Origin of the sequence: Pseudomonas sp. LRP2-20, assembly GCF_024349685.1 — a bacterium.
Lineage (GTDB): Bacteria > Pseudomonadota > Gammaproteobacteria > Pseudomonadales > Pseudomonadaceae > Aquipseudomonas.
Window position 1 is genome coordinate 4,338,926 of sequence record NZ_AP025944.1, and the last position, 24,456, is coordinate 4,363,381.

A 24,456-nucleotide genomic window follows, 5' to 3' on the forward strand; every position below is an offset into this window, starting at 1 on the left:
GGCCCTTTCGCGGGCAAGCCCGCTCCCACAGGTATTGCACATACCCAAGGTCAGTAAGATCCCTGTGGGAGCGGGTTTACCCGCGAAGAGGCCGCCGCAGGAGTACAAAAAAAGCCCCGGCATCGCTGCCGGGGCTTTCTTTTACCTCACCACCTGACTCAGGACGGCACCACCGCCGCCTGCCCGCTCAGTGCCAGGTCGACCAGCTCGCGGTTTGCTACCGCGTACATCGCATAGTCGGTGCCGGTGGCGTTGCGCAAGTCGTCGAGCATGGCGCGCCAGCGCTCGACCATGACCCGGTGCTGCTCGGCCCACAGCGCCACGCGGGCGTCCATGTCTTCCGGGCCATCGGCCATCTGCAACACCGAGATGGTGATCGCCCGCTGTTGCAGGTCGATGTCGTCGCGGAACGCCTCGCGGGCCAGGGCCTGCCAGTTGTTTTCCACCGGCAGGTTGCTGATTTCCTGCAAGTACCAGGTCAGGTCCAGGGCACTGCCCACGGCGAAGAACGCCTTGGCCACCTGCGCCGGGTCATGCCCGGTCACGTCCGAGGCTTCGATGATCGGCAGCAGGGTGTACAGGTGGGTGGTACCGGCCACCATGCGTGCCAGCAACTCCGGCACCCCGGCGTCGACGAAGCTTTGGTAACGTACCATCCAGCGCTCGCGGGTCGGGCCCTCCAGCAGCTCGTCGAGCTTGAGCCCCAGCTGGGCAATCTTCGGCCCGAAGTGCGCGGTGTCACGCCCGGCATCCTGCTCGTTGCGCCGGCTGCGCAGGAACCAGCGGGTGGCGCGGCGGCCCAGGCGCATCAGTTCGTCCATCAGGGTCAGCTGGATTTCCGCTGGCACCTGGTAGTCGAGCGCCTCGATCTGGCGGAACCAGTGCGGCAGGTGGAAGATGTCGCGCACGATCACATAGGCCCCGGCGACGTTGGCCGGGCTCATGCCGGTCGACTCCTTCAGGCGCTGGACGAAGGTGATGCCCATGTTGTTGACCAGGTCGTTGGCGATCTGGGTGCTGACGATTTCGCGCTTCAACCGGTGACGGCGCATGGCTTCGGCGAACTTGCTGACCAGCGACGGCGGGAAGGCAGTCTCCATGTCGCGGGTCAGGTAGTCGTCGTCCGGCACCAGCGACTTGAGCAGCTGCTCCTTGAGGTCGATCTTGCTGTACGAGATCAGCACCGACAGCTCGGCGCGGGTCAGGCCCTGGCCGGCGGCCAAGCGTTCGGCCAGCTGCTCTTCGGACGGCAGGAACTCGATGGCCCGGTCCAGCTTGCCACGGCTTTCGAGGTCGGCCATCAGGCGCTTGTACTCGGCAATCCGCTCGCGAGCGCGGCGGGCGGCCAGTGACAGCGCCTGGGTCTGCTTGTAGTTGTTGCCCAGCACCAGGCCGGCCACTTCGTCGGTCATGCTGCCGAGCAGCTGGTTGCGCTGCTTCTCGGTCATGTCGCCACCCTGCACCACTTCATTGAGCAGGATCTTGATGTTGACCTCGTGGTCGGAGCAGTCCACGCCACCGGCGTTGTCGATGAAGTCGGTGTTGGTGGCGCCGCCGTGCAGGCCGAACTCGACACGGCCGAGCTGGGTCATGCCGAGGTTGCCGCCCTCGCCCACCACCTTGCAGCGCAGCTCGTTGCCATTGACCCGCAGGGCGTCGTTGGCCTTGTCGCCGACATCGGCGTGGCTTTCGCTGCTGGCCTTGACGTAGGTGCCGATGCCGCCGTTCCACAGCAGGTCCACCGGCGCCTTGAGCAACGCGTGCAACAGTTCGGTCGGGGTCAGGCGGTCCGCCTCGATGGCGAAGCGCTCCTTCATCTGCGGGGTGATGGCGATGCTCTTGGCACTGCGCGGGAAGATACCGCCGCCTTCGGACATGATGCTGCTGTCGTAGTCGCTCCAGGCCGAGCGCGGCAGGTCGAACAGGCGCTTGCGCTCGACGAAGCTGGTGGCCGGGTCCGGGTTCGGGTCGATGAAGATATGCAGGTGGTTGAATGCCGCCACCAACTGCAGTTTGTCGGACATCAGCAGGCCGTTGCCGAACACGTCACCGGCCATGTCGCCGACGCCGATCACGGTGATCGGGTCCTGCTGCACATTGATGCCACGCTCGCGGAAGTGCCGCTGCACGCCAACCCAGGCGCCACGGGCAGTGATGCCCATCTTCTTGTGGTCATAACCGGCCGAGCCACCCGAGGCGAACGCATCGCCGAGCCAGAAGCCGTAGTCGATGGCGATGCCGTTGGCGATATCGGAGAAGGTCGCGGTGCCCTTGTCGGCTGCTACTACCAGGTACGGGTCGTCATCATCGTGACGCACCACGTTGGCCGGCGGCACCACGCCACCGTCCTTGAGGTTGTCGGTGATATCGAGCAGGCCAGAAATGAAGATGCGGTAGCACGCCACGCCTTCGGCGGCGATCTCGTCGCGGGTGCCGCCCAGCGGCAGCCGGCGCGGCAGGAAGCCGCCCTTGGCGCCAACCGGCACGATCACCGAGTTCTTCACTTGTTGGGCTTTGACCAGGCCCAGCACTTCGGTGCGGAAGTCTTCCTCGCGGTCCGACCAGCGCAGGCCGCCGCGGGCGACGTTGCCAAAGCGCAGGTGCACGCCTTCGACCCGTGGCGAATAGACGAAGATCTCGAACTTCGGCACCGGCTTGGGCAGCTCGGGAATCAGCTTGGGGTTGAACTTGAAGCTGAAGTACGACTTGTTCTGGCCGTTGGCATCCGGCTGGTAGAAGTTGGTGCGCAGGGTCGCCTTGATCAGGTCCAGGTAGCGCCGCAGGATGCGGTCCTCGTTGAGCACCTGGACCTCGTCCAGGGCCGTGAGGATCGCCTGCTCCAGGCGCTGCTGCTTGTCGTCCAGGTCCTCAGTGGTGAGCTTGCGCGCCAGGTAGAAGCGGGTCTTGAACAACCGGGTCAGCTCGCGGGCGATGTCGGTGTGGTTGTTCAGGGTGCTGGCGATGTAGCCAAGGTCGAAGCCCAGGCGGATCTGCTTGAGGTAGCGGGCATAGGCACGCAGCAACGCCACGTCACGCCATGGCAGGCCGGCAGTGAGGACCAGGCGGTTGAACGCGTCGTTCTCGGCATCGCCGTTGACAATGTGGACGAAGGCATCCTGCAGGATGTCGTTGAGCTGCTGGATGTCCAGGTCCAGGCCTTCGCTGTAGGTGAAGGCGAAGTCGTGGATCCAGTACTCACGCCCGCTGGCGTGGCGCAGGCGGTAAGGGAACTCGCCAAGCACGCGCAGGCCAAGGTTTTCCAGGATCGGCAGCACGTCCGACAGCGCCAGCGGGGTGTCGGCGTGGTACAGCTTGCAGTGCAGCAGGCGTTCGCCCAGGCGAGTCAGGGGCTGGTAGAAACTCATCGCCAGCGGTTTGCTCTCGGACAGCGCCAGCACGTGCTGCAGGTCGACCACGGCCGAATGTGCCGGGAAGCGCTCGCGGTAGCCCGCCGGGAAGCCTTTGGGGAAGTCACCGAGGATATTGGTGCCCTGGGCTTCGCCGAAGTTTTCGATGACCAGCGCCGAGTAGTCGTCATGCCACGAGCGGCAGGCCTGGATCACTTCGTTTTCCAGCTGCTGCGGGTCGATGTCGATGCGGTTCTTCGGGTCGACCCGCAGGATCAGCTGCACGCGCGCCAGCACCGATTCGGAGAAGAACGTCCAGAACTCGCAGTCGCTGGCCTTCAGGCGCTCCATCAGCACCTGCTGGATCTTCTGCCGCACTTCGGTGGAATAGATCTCGCGTGGCACGTAGGCCAGGCAGTAGCAGAAACGCCCGTATGGGTCCTTGCGCAGGAACACGCGGATCTTGTTGCGCTCCTGGATCTGCACGATCGACATCACAGTGCTGAACAGCTCGTCGATCGGGGTCTGGAACAGGTCGTCGCGCGGCAGCACTTCGAGCACCTGGGCCAGCTCCTTGCCCAGGTGCGCTTTCGGGTCGAAGCCGGAACGGCGCTCGACTTCGGCGACCTTCACACGGATGTAAGGGATGGCATGCACGCTCTCGCCATACACCGACGAGGTGTACAGGCCCATGAAACGGTGTTCCTTGATGACCTTGCCGTCGGCATCCAGCTGGCGGATCGACACGTAGTCCGGGTACGCCGGGCGATGCACACGGCTGGGCAGCGCGGCCTTGGCGAACGACAGCAGCAGCGGCTCGTTGAGGTAGGCCACGGCGTAGTCTTCGATGCGCAGCTCTTCCGCCGTCAGGCCCACCCGCAGGCGGCGCGGCAGGCCGAGGAACGACTGTTCGTCGTATACCATCTGGCCACCGGAACTGTCGGCCTGGACGGTGAATTCTTCATAGCCGAGGAAGGTGAAGTGGTTGTCCAGCAACCATTCGAGGAAGGCCTTGACCTCGCCCTTTTCATGCTGGACCGGGCCATAGGCGGTGTTCTCCACCTCGGCGACGACCTCCCGCAGCTTGGCTTTCATCGGTTCGAAATCGGCCACCGCCACGCGCACTTCGGCCAGCACCTGCTCGATCTCGCGGGCCAGCACGGTCAGCTCGGCGGCATTGGCACAGCGGTCGATCTCCAGGTACATCAGCGACTCATGACGCACGCCCTCGCCCTGGGTGCCTTTGGGCAGCAGTTCGAGCAGTTCGCCCTTGGCGCCTCGGCGCACGCTCAGCACCGTGGTCTGCAGGGTGTGGATGCTGTAGCCGCGGCGGTTCAGCTCGGTACGCACCGAGTCGACCAGGAACGGCAGGTCGTGGTGCAGCACTTCGACCACGGTATGGGTCGATTGCCAGCCATTGCGTTCGTAATCGGGGTTGTACACCCGCACTTGCGGGTATTCGGGGTCGAAACGCTCGATGATGCGCCACGCCGACAGGGTGCAGCCGGCCAGGTCCGAAAGCCGGCGCTGGGTGAGTTCGTCCAGAGAAATGATGCCGAAGAACTGCTCGGCGAACAGCGCCACTTGTGGCAGGGACTGTTCGCTGATGTGCTGCGCCAGGGCCGCTTGCAGTTGATGCTGGAAGTCGGCTTTGCTGGCTGCGGTGAAGAACGCCATCTGTGGTACTCCGCTTGGGCTTTGTAATAGTTGAAGCGTCGCGCACGTCCGCCATGTACGGATCAACGATAGCCAACCCATGGCAAGCCGGACGTAAAGTTCAGGGCTCGCGGAAGCTTAACGACTGATGGGTCATCACCGCTTGCAACGCTGCGACAATTTCGGTCAAGGGGCGGCAACTTTACGTTTATGGATATGTGCAAGACTGTCAGAATTCCCTCTCATTCCCTCGAACTGAGTTGTAGCCATGCAAATCAAGACCGCCCTGCTGTTCGCCACCCCTTGCGATGACGAGGAAGACAACATGGCGACCCTGTGCTGCCACAGTGACAAGGGGCAGATGTTTCTGCTGACCCGCTACCCGGACGAAGACACCGTCGACCTGACCCTGGATGACGAACCGTCGACACTGGATGGACTGAAGGTGACCTTGAGCGCGCAACGCTTGCTGCTCGAGGTGGCGGCCGGGGATCGTGATGCGCTGAAAGGGGATGAGGCGCTGGAGATCGTGCTGACTTCGGCGGGGACTGACCTTGAGGAAGTGGCGCTGACCTTGCGCAACATTCTCGATGGCACGGGTACCTTTGTCAGCGAGCTTTGAGATTTTTGAGGCTGAGGGGTGCATGCCGGTAGATTTTCAGCGCCGTTGAGATCGAGCGCCGCCCGCGCGGCGCATCGCGAGCTGCGCTCGCTCCTACGTTTGTTTTGGGCCAGTAACGCCTGTGACAGGCGCGCGCGACCGCCTTGTTGGTACGACGCGATATCGCGCCATCCCCCAAGGCGTCCGCGCGCAAATCCCCCAGGAATAATTGGCCCGAAACAAACGTAGGAGCGAGCGCAGCTCGCGATGCGCCGCGCGGGCGGCGCTCGATCTCAAAGGCAATGAATCTCTCCAGACATTCACCCCAGCCCCAACGCACCATTGACAGCCCAGCCCCACCACAGGCATTGTCTGACAACCTGATAACTAGGCAACCGTTTCCATGCTAGAGCTCCAGCGCCCCGACACCCTGGTCGAGCGAGTCGTCAGCGCCATCCGCGCCGAGATCGATTCCGGCCGCCTGGCCGCCGAATCGCGCCTGCCCACCGAACAGCAACTGGCCGAACAGCTGAATGTCAGCCGTTCGGTGGTGCGCGAGGCCGTGGCGCAGCTCAAGGCCGACGGCGTGCTGATCGCCCGTCGCGGGCTCGGTTCCTACATCTCGCAAACACCTGCCGGTACCGTGTTCCGCTTCCCCGGCAGCCATGGCCGCAAGCCGGACCTGGTGCAGATGTTCGAGATGCGCCTGTGGATCGAAACCCAGGCCGCCGCCATCGCCGCCCGCCGCCGCGACGAACAGGACCTGTCCCGCATGGCCAAGGCCCTGCAAGTGATGCTCGACAAGCGCAGCGATTTCGCCACCGCCTCGGCTGCCGACGTGGCCTTCCACCGAGCCATTGCCGAAGCCAGCAAGAACGATTACTTTGTGGCCTTCCACGACTTCCTGGGCGGCCAGTTGGCCAGCGCAAGGCGCACCGCCTGGGAAAACTCCGCCGCCCACTCGGTGGGTGGCTCTGCCGACGCCAACCGCGAACACCAGGCGCTGTACCAGGCCATTGCCGCGGGCGACCGCCAGGCAGCCGCAGCCTGCGCCGAAGCGCACCTGCGCGCTTCGGCCAAACGCCTGAAGATCGACCTCCCCGCGCTCGACTGACCCCGGTGATACAGGCGCAGCCCGGCGCGGGCCTTTTTACGCACTACTTAGTCTGACAACCTGATAAGCAGATCCACCGACAAGAACACCAAGGTACCCCTGCATGACTTACGACTACTGCATCATCGGCGGCGGCATCGTCGGCCTCGCCACCGCGATGGCCCTGCTCCAGCAACGCCCAGGCGCATCCCTGCTGATTCTGGAAAAGGAAGCCAGCCTCGGCCGCCACCAGACCGGCCACAACAGCGGCGTGATCCATGCGGGCATCTACTATGCACCGGGCAGCCTCAAGGCTGAACTGTGCAAGCGCGGCGCCCAGGCGACCAAGGACTTCTGCAGCGAACATGGCATTGCCTTCGAGGTCTGCGGCAAGCTGCTGGTGGCCTCCAACGACCTGGAAGTGCAGCGCATGCAGGCGCTGTATGAGCGCTCGCAGCAGAACGGCCTGAAGGTCGAGCGCCTGGATGCCGCTGCGCTGGCTGAACGTGAACCGAACATCGTCGGCAAGGGCGCACTGTTCCTCGATGCCACTGGCATCGTCGACTACACCCAGGTGTGCAACGCCATGGCCAAGGTGATCCGTCAGGCCGGCGGCGAGGTGCACCTGTCGACCAGCGTGCGCGCCATCCAGGAGCATGCCGACCACGTCGCCATCGGCACCGACAGCCAGACCTGGCGCGCCCGCCAGCTGGTCGCCTGCGCCGGCCTGCAGTCCGACCGCCTGGCGCGCCTTGCCGGCGTGAAGATCGAGCACCAGATCATCCCCTTCCGCGGCGAGTACTACCGCCTGCCGGCCAGCAAGAACCAGATCGTCAACCACCTGATCTACCCGATCCCTGACCCGGAGTTGCCGTTTCTCGGTGTGCACCTGACGCGCATGATCGACGGCAGTGTCACCGTCGGCCCAAATGCCGTGCTCGGTTTCGGCCGGGAGAACTACCGCAAGTTTTCGATCAACTGGCGCGACGTGGCCGAGTACGCGCGCTTCCCGGGCTTCTGGAAGACCCTCTGGAACAACCTCGGCTCCGGCACCGCCGAGATGAAGAACTCGCTGTTCAAACGCGGCTACCTGGAACAGTGCCGCAAGTACTGCCCATCGCTGGAAGTGGCGGACCTGCTGCCTTACGAAGCCGGCATCCGCGCCCAGGCGGTGATGCGCGACGGCACCCTGGTGCACGACTTCCTGTTCGCCGAGACCCCGCGCATGGTGCACGTCTGCAATGCCCCGTCGCCGGCTGCCACCTCGGCCATTCCCATCGGCCAGATGATCGCCGAGAAGATCCTCAAGGCCCGCTGAAACCTGCAACACCCACAACTACAAAGACAATAAGGAACCCCCCATGTCGGTACATGAGGCGGCCCCGGCCGCGCACGAGACCCCGCAACAGCAACGCAAGCGCCTGCGCAAGGTGGCGGCGGCGACCATCTTCGGCTCGATGCTGGAGTGGTACGACTTCTACCTCTACGCGACCATGGCGGCGATCGTGTTCTCGAAGATCTTCTTCGATGCCAGCAACCCCGCGGTGGCCTCGCTGCTGGCCTTCTCCACCTTCGCCATTGGCTTCATCGCCCGCCCCTTCGGCGGCGTCCTGTTCGGCTACCTGGGTGACCGCTTCGGTCGCAAGCATGTGCTGGTGATCACCTTCTGCATGATGGGTGTGTGCACGGCGCTGATCGGGCTGATTCCAAGCTATGCCAGTATCGGCATCTGGGCGCCGATCCTGCTGGTGGTGATCCGCATCATCCAGGGCCTGGGCGCAGGTGCCGAGCTGTCCGGCGCGGCAGTCACCTCCTACGAACATGCCAGTGAAGGCAAACGCGGCAGCCAGGGCGCCTGGCCGGCGTTGGGGCTGAACCTGGGGCTGCTGCTGTCGTCGCTGACCGTTTACCTGCTGACCATGAATGGCAATGACTTCCTCCTCGCCGGTGGCTGGCGCATCCCGTTCATTGCCAGCATCGCCCTGGTGGCGATCGGCCTGTGGGTGCGCAAGAGCATCCCCGAGACACCGGATTTCAAAGAGCTGGACAAGGCCGACAGCAGCAAGCCGCAAGTGTCGCCGTTGAAGCTGCTGTTCAGGAACGACCTCAAGGGCCTGGCCGTGGTGTTCTTCGTGGCCATCGGCTACAACGCCCTGAGCTACATCTTCAAGACCTTCTCACTGGCCTACCTGACCCAGTTCAAGGGCGTGGAAGCGCATGTCACCTCGCTGTCGGTAACCATCGCCAGCCTGGTGGCGATCTTCGCCGTGCCGTTCTTCGGCTGGTTGTGCGACCGCTGGAGCAGCAAGACCGTGCTGATGCTCGGCGGAGTGCTGTCGGCACTGTTCGCCTACCCGTTCCTGCAGCTGTTGAGCAGCGGTGAGCCCACCCAGATCTACATCGCCATCGCGATCGGTACCGGCATCCTCGCGCCGATGATGTTCGCCCCGCAGGGTTCGTTCCTCAGCCGTCAGTTCCCGACCCAGACACGCTCGTCCGGCTTTGGCACCGGCCGCGAGATCGGCACGGCGGTAGCCGGCGGCCTGGCGCCGCTGGGCGGGTTGGCCCTGGTGGCCGGGTCGTCGACCCATTCCACCGATGGCGTGGCGCTGATCCTGGCGATTGCCGGGGTGCTGGTGGTGGTGTTCGCCCTGTGCGACCAGGGGCGCAAGCATTCAACCTCGAAGAACTGAAGCCCGTGCTGGCGGCGCCACAGAGAATCCACAAGCCTTGCGCACAGTGGGAGTACCTGTGGACCGCCAGGAAGGCAGCCCCCTTCAGTCAACCGGGTTCTCATGAACCACCCTGCCCCCCTCCGCTGGCCGGTTGAAGTAAATCACATCCAGCGGACTGCCCCGCATACTACCCGGCGCGTTCCAGTTCGCCGAGTGATGCACATATTTCCACTGCAGCAACGCCTCTTCGTCAGCTGAAAGCACTGGCCCGCCCTTGGCGCCCAGTACATGGTCATGCAGTTTCGCGCTGATCCCCCCCAACTCGTCCGGCAACCGGTGGGCCTCATCATCGCCCAACGGCATGAAAGGCACTCCGCCTCGCACGCCAAGCTCACGCATGATGCTCAGGTACACGCGTGACAAGTGCCCGCTCACCTCTCGCTCACGATACACGGCGGCGTACACCAGCTTTTCGAGGTCTTCACGCCTCGCCCGGCCTCCGGCTACCGGCTCCTCCCAGGTCAGCAACTGCGGCCGTGGCTCAGCCACGTCAGCGAACGCTGATGCCAGCAGCGCATTGGCTGCCACCCAGGCACTTGTCTGTTCAACCGGCTTCGTACGCGAAACACGGCATACGTGCGGCTTGCACAGCAAGACGTGCTCACGCATGGTTTCCAGGTACCCACCGCCGATATTCGAGTGCACGCCGGGCACAACGATATCGTTTGCACTGCTCACCAGCGGAAAGTTATGCCGCTGTTCATGCCCTGCCACCAGCTGTACCACCTGCCGCGCGACATGCCTGCCCAGGCCCAGACGCAAGCCACCGTAGTCTGTGTTGGCAGGGCTGAAGTTACCCTGCAGCGGAGCGACAATGGCTGCCACCGTGTCGAACAGGCCGATGAAGTTGATTTGCCGTTCCCCCTGCAATTCAACCGGCAGGCCCGGCTCGCCCGCGCCCAACCGATTGGCCAGGTGCCTGGCCGCCGCCGCCCCGCGACTGAAACCGAACAGGTCGAACTCGACCCGCTCCGGCACGGCCTGCGGCTCGTCGCCCAGGTAGTCGCGCAGCAACTCACCCACCTTGAGCAGGGTTTGCTCGACCCGCGCCTGCACCCCTGTTGCGCCTCTTCCTGTAATCTTGCCAAACAGCGTGTCGGCCTCCCCGGCGCGGGTGCCGATACCCTCCACGTAAAGCTTGAAAAACACCTGCTGCCCGACATCCCCACAGGGATAGAGCGCGTGCAGCAAGGCTATGTTGCTCCGCGCATTGGCGTAGCTGTCGTCATTGAAGTTGCGGCCATCGTCATCGACAGGCGCCACGTTGTTCTGGTTGTTGCTGGTGCCATCGAAAAACAGCCCCATCCGCACAATGCGCTGATGCTTGTTCACGGTCATGCTCCTTCCGGTTCAGAAGGCACCAGACAAACATCCGATCGGTGGGGTAGAAAATCGAAGAACACTGCAAACCACGAGCGCAGATTTCGACGCGGCATCACGGATAGATTAAAGTATCCCCCCCAGCCAGGTCGCCCGCGACCTGGCCCAGACCCAGGAACCGCCGCCGATGGAACACCGTGAAGCGCTGATCGCGCTACGCACTTTTCTTTCCTCCCAGATCCTAGGCCAGGAAAAGCTGGTCGAGCGGCTGTTGATCGTGTTGCTGGCCGACGGCCATATGCTGGTCGAAGGTGCGCCGGGCCTGGCCAAGACCAAGGCCATCAAAGAGCTGGCCGAAGGCATCGAGGCGCAGTTCCATCGCATCCAGTTCACCCCCGACCTGCTCCCGGCCGACATCACCGGCACCGAGATCTATCGCCCGGAAACCGGCAGTTTCGTGTTCCAGCAGGGGCCGATCTTCCACAACCTGGTGCTGGCCGACGAAATCAACCGCGCCCCGGCCAAGGTCCAGTCAGCACTGCTCGAAGCCATGGCCGAGCGCCAGGTCAGCGTCGGCCGCAGTACCTATGACCTGTCGCCGCTGTTCCTGGTCATGGCCACACAGAACCCGATCGAGCAGGAAGGCACCTACCCACTGCCCGAAGCCCAGCTCGACCGCTTCCTGATGCACGTCAAGATCGGCTTCCCCGATGCCGCCGTGGAACGTCGCATCCTGGCCCAGGCCCGTGGCGAAGCGCTGGGCGGTGAAGTGAAACCCGAGCGCCGGGTCAGCCAGCAGGCGATCTTTGCCGCGCGCAAGGAAATCCTCGGCCTGTACATGGCCGATGCCGTGGAGGAATACCTGGTGCAGCTGGTCATGGCTACCCGCACCCCGGCCAAGTTCGACGCCGAGCTGGCCGACTGGATCGCCTATGGCGCCAGCCCGCGCGGCTCGATCGCCCTCGACCGCTGCGCCCGCGCCCATGCCTGGCTGGCCGGGCGCGACTTCGTCAGCCCCGAAGACATCCAGGCGGTGCTGTTCGATGTGCTGCGCCACCGCATCATCCTGTCGTTCGAAGCCGAAGCCGCGGGGATCGACCAGGACCGCGTGGTCCAGCGCATCCTCGACGTCGTGGCCGTCGCCTGACCCATGCCCACCGCGCAGCAGGCCGAACCCGGCATCCGCATCGGCCTCGCCGAGCTGATCGACATGCGCCACCGCGTGCGCGAGATCCAGCTGTTTTCCCGCCCCGGCCAGCGCAGCCCGCTGGTCGGCCTGCACCATTCCAAGCTGCGTGGGCGTGGCGTGGACTTCGACCAGGTGCGCGTGTACCAGGCCGGTGACGACGTGCGCAACATCGACTGGCGCGTGACCGCACGTACCCAGGAGCCGCACACCAAGCTGTTCCACGAAGAACGCGAACGGCCGATCTTCATCCTCGTCGAACAGAGCCAGCGCCTGTTCTTCGGCTCGGGGCTGATGTTCAAGTCGGTGCTCGCGGCCGAAGCGGCCGCGCTGTTCGGCTGGGCCGCGCTGGGCCACAACGACCGCATCGGTGGGCTGGTGTTCGGCGACAACGAGCACCACGAGATCAAACCCCGGCGCAGCAAGCAAAGCCTGCTGCAACTGCTCAACCGCCTGGCCAAGGTCAACCAGGCCCTGCACACCGAAGCCGCGCCCCAGACCGACAGCCTCGGCCTGGCCCTGCGCCGCGCCCGTGAAGTGCTGCGCCCCGGCAGCCTGGCCATCGTCATCTGCGACGAACGCTCGCTCAGCACCCAGGCCGAGCAACACCTGGCCATGCTCTCGCGCCATTGCGACCTGCTGCTGATGCCGGTATCCGACCCGCTCGACCACGCCCTGCCCGCTGCCGGCCTGCTGCGTTTCGCCCAGCGCGGCGCCCAGCTGGAACTCGATACCCTCGACGCCAACCTGCGCCAGGCCTACCGCCAACAGGCCGAAGCGCGTATCGAGCGCTGGGAGCTGATGGCACAGAAACTGCGCGTGCTGTTGATGCCGCTGAGCACCCAGAGCGAGATGATCGAGCAACTGCGCGAGTACCTGAACGCCCAACGCCCCAGGAGCAGTCAATGACTCCGCTGGACCAGCTGCAACCGCTAATCGCACCGCCGGCGATCGGCCTGTGGCCACCGGCACCGGGCTGGTGGTTGCTGCTGGCACTGCTGCCGCTGCTGGTCTGGGGCCTGTGGCGGTTGCGCCGCTGGCGCCCGGGCAAACGCCCGGTGGTACGCGCCGAGCTGCCGCTCGACCCGGTGCGCCTGGAAGCCCTGGCCGAACTCGCCCGCCTGCCGCGCCCCTACGACGGCGCCCCGGCCGGCGCCTGGCTGCAGCAGATCAACGCCCTGCTCAAGCGCCTGTGCCGCAACCACTACCCTGGCGCCAACAGCCATACCCTGAACGGTCGCCAGTGGCTGGCGTTTCTCGACAACCGCTGCCCGGCGGCCGGCCTGACCCGTTGGATGGTGCTGGTCGAAGGCGCTTACAAGCCCGAGTGCAAGCTCGACGACAAGGCCATCGTCGGGCTCAGCCAGGCTGTCGAAACCTGGATTCGCAAACATGTTTGAACTGGCCTGGCCGTGGGTCTTCGTGCTGCTGCCGCTGCCGTGGCTGGCGCGCCTGCTGCTGCCCGCCGCCGACAGTGGTGAACCGGTGCTCAAGGTCGGCTTTCTCGACGAACTGGAAGGCCTGGCCGGGCGCCGCGCCCGCCTGAACCTGCCCACCCTGCGCCAGCAGGCGCCGTTTGTACTGATCTGGCTGTTACTGCTGTTGGCCGCCGCACGGCCGCAATGGCTCGGTGAACCCGTGCCGGTGGCTGCCAGCGGCCGCGACCTGCTGGTAGCGGTGGATGTCTCGGGTTCGATGGACTTCCCCGACATGCAGTGGAAAGACGAAGACATCAGCCGCCTCGACCTGGTCAAGGCCCTGCTCGGCGACTTCCTGCAGGACCGCCAAGGCGACCGTGTCGGCCTGATCCTGTTCGGCAGCCAGGCCTACCTGCAAGCACCGCTGACCTTCGATCGGCGCACCGTGCGCACCTTCCTCGACGAGGCGCAGATCGGCATCGCCGGCAAGAACACTGCCATCGGCGACGCCATCGGCCTGGCGGTCAAGCGCCTGCGTCAACGTCCGGCACAAAGCCGGGTGCTGGTGCTGGTCACCGATGGCGCCAACAACGGTGGGCAGATCCACCCGCTGACCGCCGCCCGCCTGGCAGCCCAGGAAGGCGTGCGCATCTACACCATAGGCATCGGCGCCAACCCCGAGGCCAGCGGCACGCCCGGCCTGCTCGGCCTGAACCCGAGCCTGGACCTCGACGAAGCGTCGCTCAAGGAAATTGCCGACATCACCCACGGCGCCTACTTCCGCGCCCATGACGGCGCCGAGCTGAACGCCATCGGCGATACCCTCGACCAGCTTGAGCCGGTGGCGCAGCAACCGACCCAGGCGCGCACCGCCAAAGCCCTGTATGCCTGGCCGCTGGCCTTGGCCCTGCTGCTCAGCGTGCTGCTGGTGGTGGCGGCACAATGGCCCGACAACCTGCTGCACAAGGTGCTGCGCAAACCGCGCTTCCTGCAGCCTCATCCGGAATGGCGCCAGCGCCTGAAACGCCTGCGCCTGAGGAAACGGCGATGATCGATCTCTGGCCACAATGGCTGCGCCCGCTCTGGTTGCTGGTGGTGCCCCTGCTCGGCTGGCTGCTGTTCAAGCTGTGGCACCGGCGCAAGCGCGCCGGGCGCTGGCAGATGATCCTGCCGCCGGCCTTCCACCCGGTGCTGCTCGGCGGCGGCAGCGGTAGCAACAGCAAGCTGCCATGGGTAGCCCTGGGCCTGGCCTGGCTGCTGGTGGTGCTGGCCTTGCTCGGGCCGAGCTGGCAACGCCTGGAAGAAACCCGCCAGCGCCCGGCCGACCCGCTGGTGATCCTGCTCGAACTGACCCCGCAGATGCTCGCCGACGACGTTGCCCCCAACCGCCTGGAACAGGCCCGGCGCAAGATCCTCGACCTGCTCGAACACCGCAGCGACAGCCAGACCGCGCTGATCGTCTATGCCGGCAGTGCGCATACCCTGGTGCCGCTGTCGGACGACCTGGGTACCACGCGCAACCTGTTGGAGGCCATCGACCCGTCGATCATGCCCAAGCCCGGCCAGCGCGCCGACCTGGCCGTACAGAAAGGCCTGGCCCTGCTGGCCCAGAGCGGCCTGGGCCAGGGCCGCCTGCTACTGGTCGGCTCGGCGCTGAGCGCACCGGAACGCCAGGGCATCAGCCAGGCCCTCGGCCGCCAGGGCCCGAGCCTGCTGATGCTCGGCATCGGCACCAGCGACGGCGCGCCGGTACGCCAGGCCAATGGCGAATACCTCAAGGATGACCAGGGTGGCATCCTCCTGCCGCGGCTCGACAGCGCCAGCCTCAAAGCCTTCATCAGTGGCACCGGCGGGCGCTACCGCCATGCTCGCATCGACGACCTCGACCTGCGCGGCCTGGGCCTGTTCGACAACCCGCGCCACCTGCGTGATGCCGGCCAGACCCTGCAACTGGACAGCTGGGCCGACCAGGGTTACTGGCTGTTGCTACCCCTGTTGCTGCTGGCCGCCTGTGCCGGGCGCCGCGGCTGGCTGTTCTGCCTGCCGCTGCTGCTGGCCCTGCCGCAACCCAGCCAGGCCTTCGAGTTCAACGACCTGTGGCTACGCCCCGATCAACAAGGCCAGATGCTGCTGCGCAAGCAACGCCCGGCAGATGCCGCCCGGCACTTCCAGGACCCACAGTGGCGCGGCATGGCGCTGTACCAGGCCGGTGACTACGCCGGTGCCGCCGAGGCCTTCGCCCACAGCGACAGCGCCGCGGCCCACTACAATCGAGGCAATGCCCTGGCCCGCAGCGGCGAACTGGAAGCTGCCCTGGACGCCTACGAACAGGCGCTGGAGCGCCAGCCCGACCTGCAACCGGCACTGGCCAACCAGGCGCTGGTACAGCAATTGCTGCAGCAACGCGATGCCCAGGCCGAGGAACAACCGGCCAACAGCGAGGCCCAAGGCACCCCGGGCAGCGAAACCGAAGGCAACAGCAGCTCGGCCACCAGCCCCGTACAAGGCACGCCAGGCAGTGAGCAGCAAGCCAGCACCGAGCAACCCGGTGAAGGCAACAACAACAGCCAGGCGGCGCCTGGCAACCAGGGCGGCGATGACGACAGCATCACCCAGCCCCCACAGCGCCCGGTATCGACCAACCTCGATGCCGAACAGCGCCAGGCCCTGGAACAATGGCTGCGTGAGATCCCCGACAACCCGGCGGAGCTGTTGCGGCGCAAATTCTGGTATGAACAGCAATTGCATCAGGAAAAAACACCATGAGTCGCTTCGGCGTCTTTGTTCTCAGCCTGTTGTGGGCCGTCATGGCCCAGGCCCTACCCACGCTGCAGGCGAGCGTCGACCGCACGCGCCTGGAGGCCGGCGAAACCCTTGAGCTGACCCTGGAAAGCCAGGACGTGACCCAGTTCGGCAAGCCCGACCTGCACGCCCTGGACAGCGACTTCGAAGTGCGCGGCACCCGCCAGCTGAACAGCCTGCACACCCTCGACGGCGAAACCCGCGCCAGCACCCGCTGGATCATCACCCTGCTGCCACGGCGCAGCGGTAGCCTGCGCATCCCCGAGCTGCAACTGGGCCAGTCGTTCAGCCAGGCCATCGACCTGCAGGTGCTGCAGGCCGACGCCAGCCGCCCGGAGGCCGCCTCGCAGGTGTTCGTCGAGGCCACCCTGGACAGCAACGACGTGTACGTGCAGGCCCAGGCCGTGCTGACCCTGCGCATTTACCATTCGGTGTCTCTGTACGATGACAGTAGCCTGAGCCCGCTGCAGCTGGAGAACGCCAAGGTCGAACCGCTGGGCGAATCGCGCACCTACGAGAAAGAAATCAACGGCGTGCGCCACGGGGTGATCGAGACCCGCTACGCGGTGTACCCGCAGCAGAGCGGCGACCTGGACATCCCACCACTGACCTTTACCGCCACCGCCGCCGACAACGGCCAGCAACCCGCCGGTACCGCCCGGGTTGGCCGCCAGGTGCAGGTCAGTTCATTGCCGCTGCGCCTGGCCGTACGCCCCATCCCCGCAGCCTGGCCTGCCAACGTGCCCTGGCTGCCGGCACGTGAGCTGACCCTGGAAGAGCACTGGAATCCCGACCCGACCAGCCAGCAGCCACAGATTGGCGACTCGCTGACGCGCAGTATCACCCTGCGCGCCGAGGGCCTGTCGAGCACCCAGCTGCCGCAGTTGCCTGCCACCGAAATCGTCGGCCTGCGCCGCTACCCGGACCAGCCGGTGCTGCGCAACGAGATCAGCGAGCGCGGCATGACTGCCAACCGCGAGGAGCGCGAAGCGCTGGTGCCGACCCACAGCGGCAAGCTGGCCCTGCCGGCAGTGGAAGTCACCTGGTGGAACACCCGCGAAGACCACCTGGAGCACAGCAGCCTGCCGGCGCGCACACTGGACGTGCAGGACAACCCGGCACTGAGCGCCGACACGCCGGTTGGCGACAGCAGCGGTGCCAATCACCTGCTCTGGCCCTGGCAGCTCGCCACCCTGCTGTTCGCCCTGACCACGGTGCTCGGCTTCGCCCTGTGGTGGCGCGCCCGCTCGCAACCGGCGGTATTGCGTGCTGCGCAGAACGGCCCGAGCCCACGCACCTTGCTGGACGACCTCAAGCGCGCGTGCCTGGCCAACGACCCGCAAGCTACACGCCAGGCGCTCGATGCCTGGGCGCGGCAGCAGCCGGAGACCCTGGCCGAGATGGCGGCGCGCTTCGTGCCGTTGTCGGATGCGCTGGATGGGTTGAACGGGGCGTTGTACAGCGAGAGCGGGCAGTATTGGCAGGGTGAGGATCTGTGGCGGGCCATTGGGACGATTCCGCCGGCGGAGCAGGTGTTGTTGCCGACTGGGGAGAGTGGGAGTTTACCGCCGCTTTATCCGAAGTGAGGGGTGTGGCGCAGAGGTGCATGCCTTTGAATTTTCAGCGCCCTTGAGACCGAGCGCCGCCCGCGCGGCGCATCGCGAGCTGCGCTCGCTCCTAAACGAAACGGTTGAGAAACAAATGTGAGCGAACCTGCTCGCGATGCGCCGCGCGGGGAGCGCTCGATCTCACAGGCGCTGAATTTCTTCGGCCAGGCACCTGTCAGCCCGGACGCAATCATGATTTTGGTCAATGCGTCCTTCGGCACTTGCGCGCGACCACTCTGATGCAGAGCATGATTTCGAGTGATAAAAAAGTGCATTACTGCGGGGGCGATGCTTTTGCTTTAAATGTAAATATAAGCATCAGACAGGCTTGCACAAACAAATAGACAGACAGATACAAACAGGATTCATATTTACCCCTACCGACAGCAAAGAAGACCATAGAGTAATAAGCCCCAGGAAGCGACAGGACAAATGAAATAAGAAATTGATACTTAGGAATACAATCCAAAGGTCGTTTCCCGCTGAGCAAGAATACGATCGCCTTGAAAGGAGCGTAACAGGCCCCGGAAAGCGGGATCGCCAAAATCACGGCTATTAATATATAGAGTAGAATGTCTGGCATTTTCTATCCGCCCCTTTAATCCATGTTGTTTCCGTCAACCCGATTTACATTGCTCGGGTTTTCTGCGGAAGACCAGTTTCTGGATCAAGATGTTTCTCTGCACTTAAACGCTCAACCAAGTCCTGATTAGGCTTCACTAGGTTTTTTTTCGTCGCTCGCTCCTTCTGCCATTGAAACGAACCATCCCAACTGGGGAGCTGGGCTGGCGGAAGAGGTACGATATCATCTATATCGGGCAGCTTTGCTCCAAGCTGCTCATTTTCCTCTAAAAAATCACTTATTTTCTTGTATCTTACAGAGCGTTCCTTATCGACCTTCAATGCAATATAATAAAGACTGTCTTCTGGCGGACCATCAAAAGCTTCTCCAAGTTTTCTGGCTGATGCAGCATCTCCCGATTTTACGCCTTGCTGATAAACCTGCACCGCTTCGTTATAATTGGCACTCACGCGTAGAGAAACCGCCAAATTCTCCGCAGCTCGCCTGTGCCCCTGGAAAGCCGCGCAACGACGCATCTCCGTCACTACGCTATGTGTTCCTATAACACGACCCAACAGACTTGCAACATAGAACTGCGCATCAGGGCTTCCCAAGTCTGCCGCCTTACGGAAATAAACGTTTGCTTTATCGCGATCCTGCTCAACGCCAAAACCTAACTCAAGGTAATGTGCCATATCATAATAGGCGCCAGGTATGCCTTGAGCTATAGCGCTTTCAACAAGTTCAATTGTTTCCTTTTGTGGGTCGGGAGAATTAGCCAGCCCCTGAGAGATGAGTGCTTGCAAATTGGTAGAAGCTTTGTAGTGACCATGAGATGCTGCAATACGATAGTATTTTGCAATTTCATTGAAATCCTTGGGCCCCTCCTGTTGCTCTAGAAAAAGCCCGTACTTATAAAGCGAATCTACGCTTGGATCCAATGGCGGAAGCACATCAGCCTCACGACGGCATTCAAACGTGAGATCTTTATACATTTCGGACGTATCGGACGTTTCAGACCGCATTGGCATTAGGTGCTCCTCAAATGCTATAGTTAAGCCAACAAAAACAACACACGCGATATATATATACTTATACATTTTAATCCAAATTTTTACGTGCTGGGCTGCCGCGAAAGAATTCTATCAGCGAAGCATAAGGAGCTTTTTTCTGATCCAATGATGAAATTTTATTGTGTTCTTGACGTTGATTATTTTCCAAAATAATGTCATTCCACTTTAGAAATGCTTGCGCTGCATCGTCTTGCGCACCCATCCCCTTCGTATGTATATCCCAAAGGTGCTGGCGAAGAGGTTTTGACAACGCAGGACTCTCATGACATATATTGAGCTCGCTGTCGACCTCCATGCTGCGTATGTTTATATTGGCGGAGCCTAACGTCGTGAATACATCATCGATTATCGCTAGCTTGCTATGAATATAAACGGGCATCCAGTTATCTGGCGGTGAATCAGGAGCGACCAATGTGCAGATGTGCACTTTGAGCCCTGGGATCTCTACTGGAACAATGGCTGCATCTTTCTTGGTCGCAATCGACGCCTCAAGCTCCTTCTGCCTGGCTTCTGCCGCTGCGACTTTGGCTTCACGCTCATTTTTCATCTTTTGCAAGAGCGTGGAATCTACCAGGGGTTGTGCAACATAGTTCAGTGACATCAAGGATTGCCTGGCGCTTATCGTTTCTGAGCGTGCAAGCCTAAGTTGTTCATCCAGCTTTTCATTACGCTCAAGCTTCGAAACGGTAGGCATGACATCTTCCCGCCCCAGGCTGCGCAACATCCTGTGAGTGTTCATTGAGCCGTCACCCATTCCTTCGTCGCTTGAGTTAGTCACGACAAACAGGTAAATGGCTCCATGTTTCGCATGGTTCCTGCCCCACTCCAGCTGCTTTTGCGCCGCTTTTTTTATTGCGGTTGCAACAGGCTCCCATCTGAAATACTGATTCTCCATGTATATATAATTTGTGACGTTATTGGTCGCCTTCAGATAAAGCGCCTTGATATCATGCACCCCTTCCTGCTGCTGCGTACGAAGCAATTGCGCCATGACAGGTGTGCCTGCATCGGGTCGAACCTTTAAATTCGCTGCACTATTTTTACGTTTCGACAGCAGATCAACGCCGGTTTCACGCTTCCACGCCTGACAGAAGTTGTGATTGAGGTGCTCAAGGATCGGCCCTGTTACTTTGCTGGAGATGTCCTGCCGCGGCGTTGCACCATTTCTACCAAAACGAGCGTGCATCCTCTCATAGCTGTGATCGTCCTTATCCCAGTATGCGTCTAACGTGTTGTGCCCCATGACAAAGCCTATAGCTTTATCAGGCTTTTCATAGTCAATGAGCACCATTTTTTGATGATGGGTAGGAGCAGCCGACATCGCCCCAGTGCTCAAGAGTTTATTAAGTTTTGAACCGTTCTTATCCGCACCGTTCACGAGAAGCTGCCAAACAATCTCCACGCGCTCTATGGCCCCAAAGCCCCGCGTCGCAAACTCTACATTCTTCAGGTAGTAGGGTGAATCATTCAGTATAGAGTTTCGATCAGCTACGCCAGTGAGCCGGGCTTGCTCATACCATTTCAAATCATACTCTTCTTGCGCGTCATTACGATTTTGCTTCCCTGCAGAAAAATAACTTATTGCATTGTTGCCGGGCGTTGGATTTTCCATGAATTGTGCTGGCGGTAGATACCAGCAAAGAATCCTGACCTTTACGCCCTCAGCCCCTTTTTTTACCAGCAAATCCCCTATACACAAATCGCCCGTATTGCCATTGCGCTTGAAATGCATCGAGGGCTGAAAGCCCCAGCAGATATAATCAATGCTTGTTGTAGCAGCCATGATCGCATCATACAGCGCACCAAACGCACGTTCGCCATTCACCAAGGGCTCAAACGTTGCCGGGACCGGGTGATACTCAGTTTTTTGTAAAAACCACGGAAGATTTAACGTGGCTGACGTTGTTTTACCCGTAGCGATCGGAGAAGTAATTGAACTGGAGGTCGTCATTTAATTCTCCTCTGAATTTGGGTTGTTAAGCGATGCATAGCTGTCTCTGAAAAAGCTACGCGTGCCGGGCTGGTTGACATCCGGATGGGTTTTGCTTTCGTGGCGGTGAAAGCCGCTATTAGCCAGTTCGGCATTTTTGTTTTCTCCCTTGTACTGGCCGCCTACAGGTATGTCATAGCGAATCCCATTTGCAAGTTCTACGGTATAGTCAGATGTCGTCGGGTGGTGGTCGACAGCTATCATTCCGGACTTGTCCATCACCCCCTGCCCGATCATTGAGCCGCCAGCATAAAGTTTGTAAGGCATGCCAGCCCAAGCGCCAGAGCTGCCCGCATTTGTATTCCCGGCAAAGAACGACAGGCTCTGGGTCACAGACGATTCAGGCCAGGCCGGGCTCTCCCGGTTGAGCTGTGCCGGCCCGCTGAACATCTTCTTCGCCCCTTTGATATCAATCGTCCCTGGCGCATGAATCTCGATGTTGCCGTCCTTGATGCGGATGTAGCCGCCACCGCTGGTGAGCAAGATGCCTTCCTGCGCGGCGACTTCGATGCCGGCGGCGGTGGAAGTGATCTTTATGCCTTGTTTGGCAATCAGCTCCATAGCATCGCTCTGCGCCTGCAATTCCACCTTGCCCTTGGCGGCAAACAGCTTCGCCCCGGCGTTCTGCGCAAACAGGCTGATGCTTTGCACCACGCTGGCCAGCAGCGACTTGCCGCTGGCGATACTGACATCCTCACCCGTGCTCACGGTCAGGTGCTTGCCGCTGTGCAGGTGGGTGTTCTGCGGCGTGGCGGTGGCGATGTCGGCCGGGGAGGAAGCGATCAGCAGTGGCTTCTGGTACCCCGGCGTCTTGCCGCGGCCGCCGCTGCGGATCGCCCAGGCGGTGTCGCCGCCGTTGCGTTGCTGCTCGCTCGGGCCCTGACTGGGGCTGCTGTTGTCGCTGCCGTAGGTGACGTCGGTATCGGCGTTGAGCTGGGTCAGGCTGTCGAGGCCGGCTTGCAGGGCGTCGGCGTTGTGCTGTTTGGCCGTGTCGGAAAGGGTCTTGAGGCGCTGTTCGCTGTTCTGCAGCTGTTGCTGGGCTTCGCTGATGTCGAGCTGGGCGCCCTGGGCGTTGCTGCGCTTCCAGGTGCTCAGGTACAGGCCCTGCTGGGCGCGCAGGGCGCCGTAGGCGTCGGTGCGCAGTTCGAAGCCAGTGCCGCGCAGGGCGCCGCGGTTGTTGCCGCGCTGGTCGATCAGGTAGCCAAGGTTGAGCTGGGTGTGGCCGTGGCTGCTGTGCAACTGGGTGCGTACCTGGCCGGTGGAATCGTCCATCACCCACTGGTTGAAGCCACCGCCGCCGATTTCCTTGCTCTTGTAGCCGCTCATCAAACCGCTGGAGTGCCAGGCCGGTTTGTGGCCGCCGTATACCTGGCCCATGATCAGCGGGCGGTCGATGTCGTTGTCGAGGAAGGTGACCACCACTTCTTCACCGGCCCGTGGCACGTGCACGCTGCCCCAGTCCGGGCCGCTGCTCGGTTGCAGCATGCGTAGCCAGCAAGAGGAAAGCTCGCCGTCCTGGCTGAGGCGGTCCCAGTGGAAACGCACACAGACGCGGTTGAGGCTGTCGGTGAACAGCTCATGGCCGCTGGGGGTGACCACCACGGCGGTCTGCGGGCCAGGGCTGGTGGGCTTGGCGTGCTCGAACGGGCTGCGGTAGGGCGCGTTGTGCAGCTGGCCTTCGAAGGTGCTGAAGAAGAAGCCGTAGGAGGCTTCGCTGAGCTTCGAGCCGAGCAGTGAATCGTCCGGTGCCGGGCGTACCGATTTGAACAAGGGTGCCAGGCTGCCGGGGGCTTCGCGGCGCTGCTGGGCCATGGGCAGGTTACTTTCGGCAAAGAACTGCACTTCGATCAGCAGGAACTGCCGGGCCTCGGCGGCCTTGCGCTCGTACAGCGGGTGCTGGGTCAGTTCGAACCAGCGGCCGGCCTGCAACTTGCGCACGCCGCCTTGGCCGTGCACGCGGCGGGCCTGGGACTCGTGCTGTTCTCTGCACGCGGCTGAGCCAGTCGCCGCGCTCCTGTTTCTGCCAGTTGTACTGGCCCTGGTATTCGTAACGCTCAAGGGCCGCCGGGGCGGAGGCGGCCTGCAAGGCCGGCATCACACTTTCCCGCGGCTGGCTGTGGGCCAGGTAATCGACGCTGCGCCAGTTGAGCTTGCCGCTGAGCAGTTGCGAGCCGGTGCTCCACTGGGTGATGCCGTCCTGCTTCTGGGTCACGCTCTGGGTGTGGAACGGCAGTTGCTGCGGGGCGAGGGCGGGCAAGGTGTCGTTGCTGTCGGTGAAGACGATGCAGTGGCTGTCGGCCTCGTGCTCGACGTACCAGAAGATGCCTTCGAGCTCGCACCAGCGCTGCACGAAGTTGGCGTCGGTCTCGTTGAACTGGGTGACGTAGGACAGCGGCGCGTATTCGCGGCGCAGGTCGAGGCGGTAGTTGCCTTTGGCTTGTTCATACTGGGCGAACACCGCTTCGAGGATGGCGGGCAGGGCCTTGTCCTGCCAGATGCGGCAGTCGCTGCGGTATTCGAGCAGGCTGAACCAAGGCGCGAACACCAGTTGCCAGTCGTGCAGACCGCCGTCGCTGCCGAGGTAGCGCACGCTCTCGACCAAGCCATGGCGCGGGGCCTGGCTGCCGTCGTCGCAGAGCAGGGCGAGGCTGACGGGTTGGCCGATGAGTTTTTCCGGGTCGTACTCGGTGTCCTGCACCAGCACGTCGAGGGTGTAGCGCGGGGTGCGGCCGATGCGCTCGACGCCGTGGGCGCGCAGGGCCTGCAGCTGATCGGCACCCAACGGGGTGGTCAGCTGCAGCAGGCGGCCGCTTTGCGAAAGCGGGGTGCCGAAGGTCAGGTCCATTGAAAAGTTCTCCATTTACTGACGATACACATCAGAGGCAACTTAACGCCGCGCCAGTACCAAGTGCCCGACCAACGCGCCCAAGGCTCTGGGCCACTGGCTCGCTCAGTCAGATCCTTGAGCGTTGTTGCTTGCGCGTCTTTGAGGTTCGAAAACCGGAAGCTAGGCCTTCGGTCATAGACCGTCAACAAACGAAATGTTCAATGCGAAGGCATAGTTTG

General features: G+C 62.6%; 14 protein-coding genes and 1 pseudogene. 10 read left to right on the plus strand and 5 right to left on the minus strand.

What is annotated here, in order from left to right:
* Positions 1-158: 158 nt before the first annotated feature.
* The gene (locus OCX61_RS19435) at positions 159-5,024 is read right to left on the minus strand and encodes an NAD-glutamate dehydrogenase (protein WP_261940974.1); all 4,866 of its coding nucleotides are present in this window, start codon (positions 5,022-5,024) and stop codon (positions 159-161) included.
* 247 nt (positions 5,025-5,271) lie between these two features.
* On the opposite strand from OCX61_RS19435, the gene OCX61_RS19440 reads away from it, so the two are divergent.
* The 4 genes from OCX61_RS19440 (at position 5,272) to OCX61_RS19455 (ending at position 9,390) form a co-directional block, all read left to right on the plus strand.
* Entirely contained in the window at positions 5,272-5,625 is a 354-nt protein-coding gene (locus OCX61_RS19440; protein ID WP_261940975.1) for a hypothetical protein, read from the plus strand.
* Between the two features lie 382 nt (positions 5,626-6,007).
* Positions 6,008-6,718: a FadR/GntR family transcriptional regulator gene (locus OCX61_RS19445; RefSeq protein WP_261940976.1), complete on the plus strand. Its 711-nt coding sequence runs from the start codon at positions 6,008-6,010 to the stop codon at positions 6,716-6,718.
* Positions 6,719-6,821: 103 nt separating this feature from the next.
* Positions 6,822-8,015 (plus strand): L-2-hydroxyglutarate dehydrogenase, encoded by a 1,194-nt coding sequence (gene lhgD / locus OCX61_RS19450; protein WP_261940977.1) that lies wholly within the window; start codon positions 6,822-6,824, stop codon positions 8,013-8,015.
* A gap of 43 nt (positions 8,016-8,058) precedes the next feature.
* The gene (locus OCX61_RS19455; protein ID WP_261940978.1) at positions 8,059-9,390 is read left to right on the plus strand and encodes an MFS transporter; all 1,332 of its coding nucleotides are present in this window, start codon (positions 8,059-8,061) and stop codon (positions 9,388-9,390) included.
* Between the two features lie 84 nt (positions 9,391-9,474).
* Here the strand turns inward: OCX61_RS19455 and OCX61_RS19460 are convergent, their stop codons facing one another.
* Positions 9,475-10,737: a T6SS phospholipase effector Tle1-like catalytic domain-containing protein gene (locus tag OCX61_RS19460; protein ID WP_261944340.1), complete on the minus strand. Its 1,263-nt coding sequence runs from the start codon at positions 10,735-10,737 to the stop codon at positions 9,475-9,477.
* A gap of 202 nt (positions 10,738-10,939) precedes the next feature.
* On the opposite strand from OCX61_RS19460, the gene OCX61_RS19465 reads away from it, so the two are divergent.
* From OCX61_RS19465 to OCX61_RS19490, 6 genes are read left to right on the plus strand one after another with little or no spacing between them, the layout of a single operon-like run.
* Positions 10,940-11,899: an AAA family ATPase gene (locus OCX61_RS19465; RefSeq protein WP_027919334.1), complete on the plus strand. Its 960-nt coding sequence runs from the start codon at positions 10,940-10,942 to the stop codon at positions 11,897-11,899.
* 3 nt (positions 11,900-11,902) lie between these two features.
* The gene (locus OCX61_RS19470; RefSeq protein ID WP_261940979.1) at positions 11,903-12,847 is read left to right on the plus strand and encodes a DUF58 domain-containing protein; all 945 of its coding nucleotides are present in this window, start codon (positions 11,903-11,905) and stop codon (positions 12,845-12,847) included.
* Positions 12,844-13,338, plus strand: a complete 495-nt coding sequence (locus OCX61_RS19475; protein ID WP_261940980.1) for a DUF4381 domain-containing protein — start codon at positions 12,844-12,846, stop codon at positions 13,336-13,338. Before OCX61_RS19470 ends, OCX61_RS19475 begins: the two co-directional genes overlap by 4 nt.
* Positions 13,331-14,407 (plus strand): vWA domain-containing protein, encoded by a 1,077-nt coding sequence (locus tag OCX61_RS19480; RefSeq protein WP_261940981.1) that lies wholly within the window; start codon positions 13,331-13,333, stop codon positions 14,405-14,407. Before OCX61_RS19475 ends, OCX61_RS19480 begins: the two co-directional genes overlap by 8 nt.
* Positions 14,404-16,122, plus strand: coding sequence for a tetratricopeptide repeat protein (locus OCX61_RS19485; RefSeq protein WP_261940982.1), 1,719 nt, complete (start codon positions 14,404-14,406; stop codon positions 16,120-16,122). Before OCX61_RS19480 ends, OCX61_RS19485 begins: the two co-directional genes overlap by 4 nt.
* On the plus strand, positions 16,119-17,744 hold the full coding sequence (locus OCX61_RS19490) for a BatD family protein (RefSeq protein WP_261940983.1): 1,626 nt from the start codon (positions 16,119-16,121) through the stop codon (positions 17,742-17,744). Before OCX61_RS19485 ends, OCX61_RS19490 begins: the two co-directional genes overlap by 4 nt.
* A gap of 648 nt (positions 17,745-18,392) precedes the next feature.
* On the opposite strand, the gene OCX61_RS19495 is transcribed toward OCX61_RS19490, so the two are convergent.
* The 3 genes and pseudogenes from OCX61_RS19495 to OCX61_RS19505 all read right to left on the minus strand — a co-directional run bounded on the left by OCX61_RS19495 (position 18,393) and on the right by OCX61_RS19505 (position 24,235).
* Positions 18,393-19,427: an SEL1-like repeat protein gene (locus OCX61_RS19495; RefSeq protein ID WP_410011086.1), complete on the minus strand. Its 1,035-nt coding sequence runs from the start codon at positions 19,425-19,427 to the stop codon at positions 18,393-18,395.
* Position 19,428: 1 nt separating this feature from the next.
* The gene (locus OCX61_RS19500; protein WP_261940985.1) at positions 19,429-21,351 is read right to left on the minus strand and encodes a Tle5 family T6SS lipase effector; all 1,923 of its coding nucleotides are present in this window, start codon (positions 21,349-21,351) and stop codon (positions 19,429-19,431) included.
* A pseudogene (locus OCX61_RS19505) lies at positions 21,352-24,235 on the minus strand (type VI secretion system Vgr family protein).
* Positions 24,236-24,456 lie beyond the last annotated feature (221 nt).

What these genes read in the sequence shown, in the direction of transcription:
- OCX61_RS19435 (WP_261940974.1), bottom strand. Translation starts at nt 5,024, where the DNA reads ATGGCGTTCTTCACCGCAGCCAGCAAAGCCGACTTCCAGCATCAACTG.
- OCX61_RS19440 (WP_261940975.1), top strand. Translation starts at nt 5,272, where the DNA reads ATGCAAATCAAGACCGCCCTGCTGTTCGCCACCCCTTGCGATGACGAG.
- OCX61_RS19445 (WP_261940976.1), top strand. Translation starts at nt 6,008, where the DNA reads ATGCTAGAGCTCCAGCGCCCCGACACCCTGGTCGAGCGAGTCGTCAGC.
- lhgD (WP_261940977.1), top strand. Translation starts at nt 6,822, where the DNA reads ATGACTTACGACTACTGCATCATCGGCGGCGGCATCGTCGGCCTCGCC.
- OCX61_RS19455 (WP_261940978.1), top strand. Translation starts at nt 8,059, where the DNA reads ATGTCGGTACATGAGGCGGCCCCGGCCGCGCACGAGACCCCGCAACAG.
- OCX61_RS19460 (WP_261944340.1), bottom strand. Translation starts at nt 10,737, where the DNA reads ATGGGGCTGTTTTTCGATGGCACCAGCAACAACCAGAACAACGTGGCG.
- OCX61_RS19465 (WP_027919334.1), top strand. Translation starts at nt 10,940, where the DNA reads ATGGAACACCGTGAAGCGCTGATCGCGCTACGCACTTTTCTTTCCTCC.
- OCX61_RS19470 (WP_261940979.1), top strand. Translation starts at nt 11,903, where the DNA reads ATGCCCACCGCGCAGCAGGCCGAACCCGGCATCCGCATCGGCCTCGCC.
- OCX61_RS19475 (WP_261940980.1), top strand. Translation starts at nt 12,844, where the DNA reads ATGACTCCGCTGGACCAGCTGCAACCGCTAATCGCACCGCCGGCGATC.
- OCX61_RS19480 (WP_261940981.1), top strand. Translation starts at nt 13,331, where the DNA reads ATGTTTGAACTGGCCTGGCCGTGGGTCTTCGTGCTGCTGCCGCTGCCG.
- OCX61_RS19485 (WP_261940982.1), top strand. Translation starts at nt 14,404, where the DNA reads ATGATCGATCTCTGGCCACAATGGCTGCGCCCGCTCTGGTTGCTGGTG.
- OCX61_RS19490 (WP_261940983.1), top strand. Translation starts at nt 16,119, where the DNA reads ATGAGTCGCTTCGGCGTCTTTGTTCTCAGCCTGTTGTGGGCCGTCATG.
- OCX61_RS19495 (WP_410011086.1), bottom strand. Translation starts at nt 19,427, where the DNA reads ATGTATAAGTATATATATATCGCGTGTGTTGTTTTTGTTGGCTTAACT.
- OCX61_RS19500 (WP_261940985.1), bottom strand. Translation starts at nt 21,351, where the DNA reads ATGACGACCTCCAGTTCAATTACTTCTCCGATCGCTACGGGTAAAACA.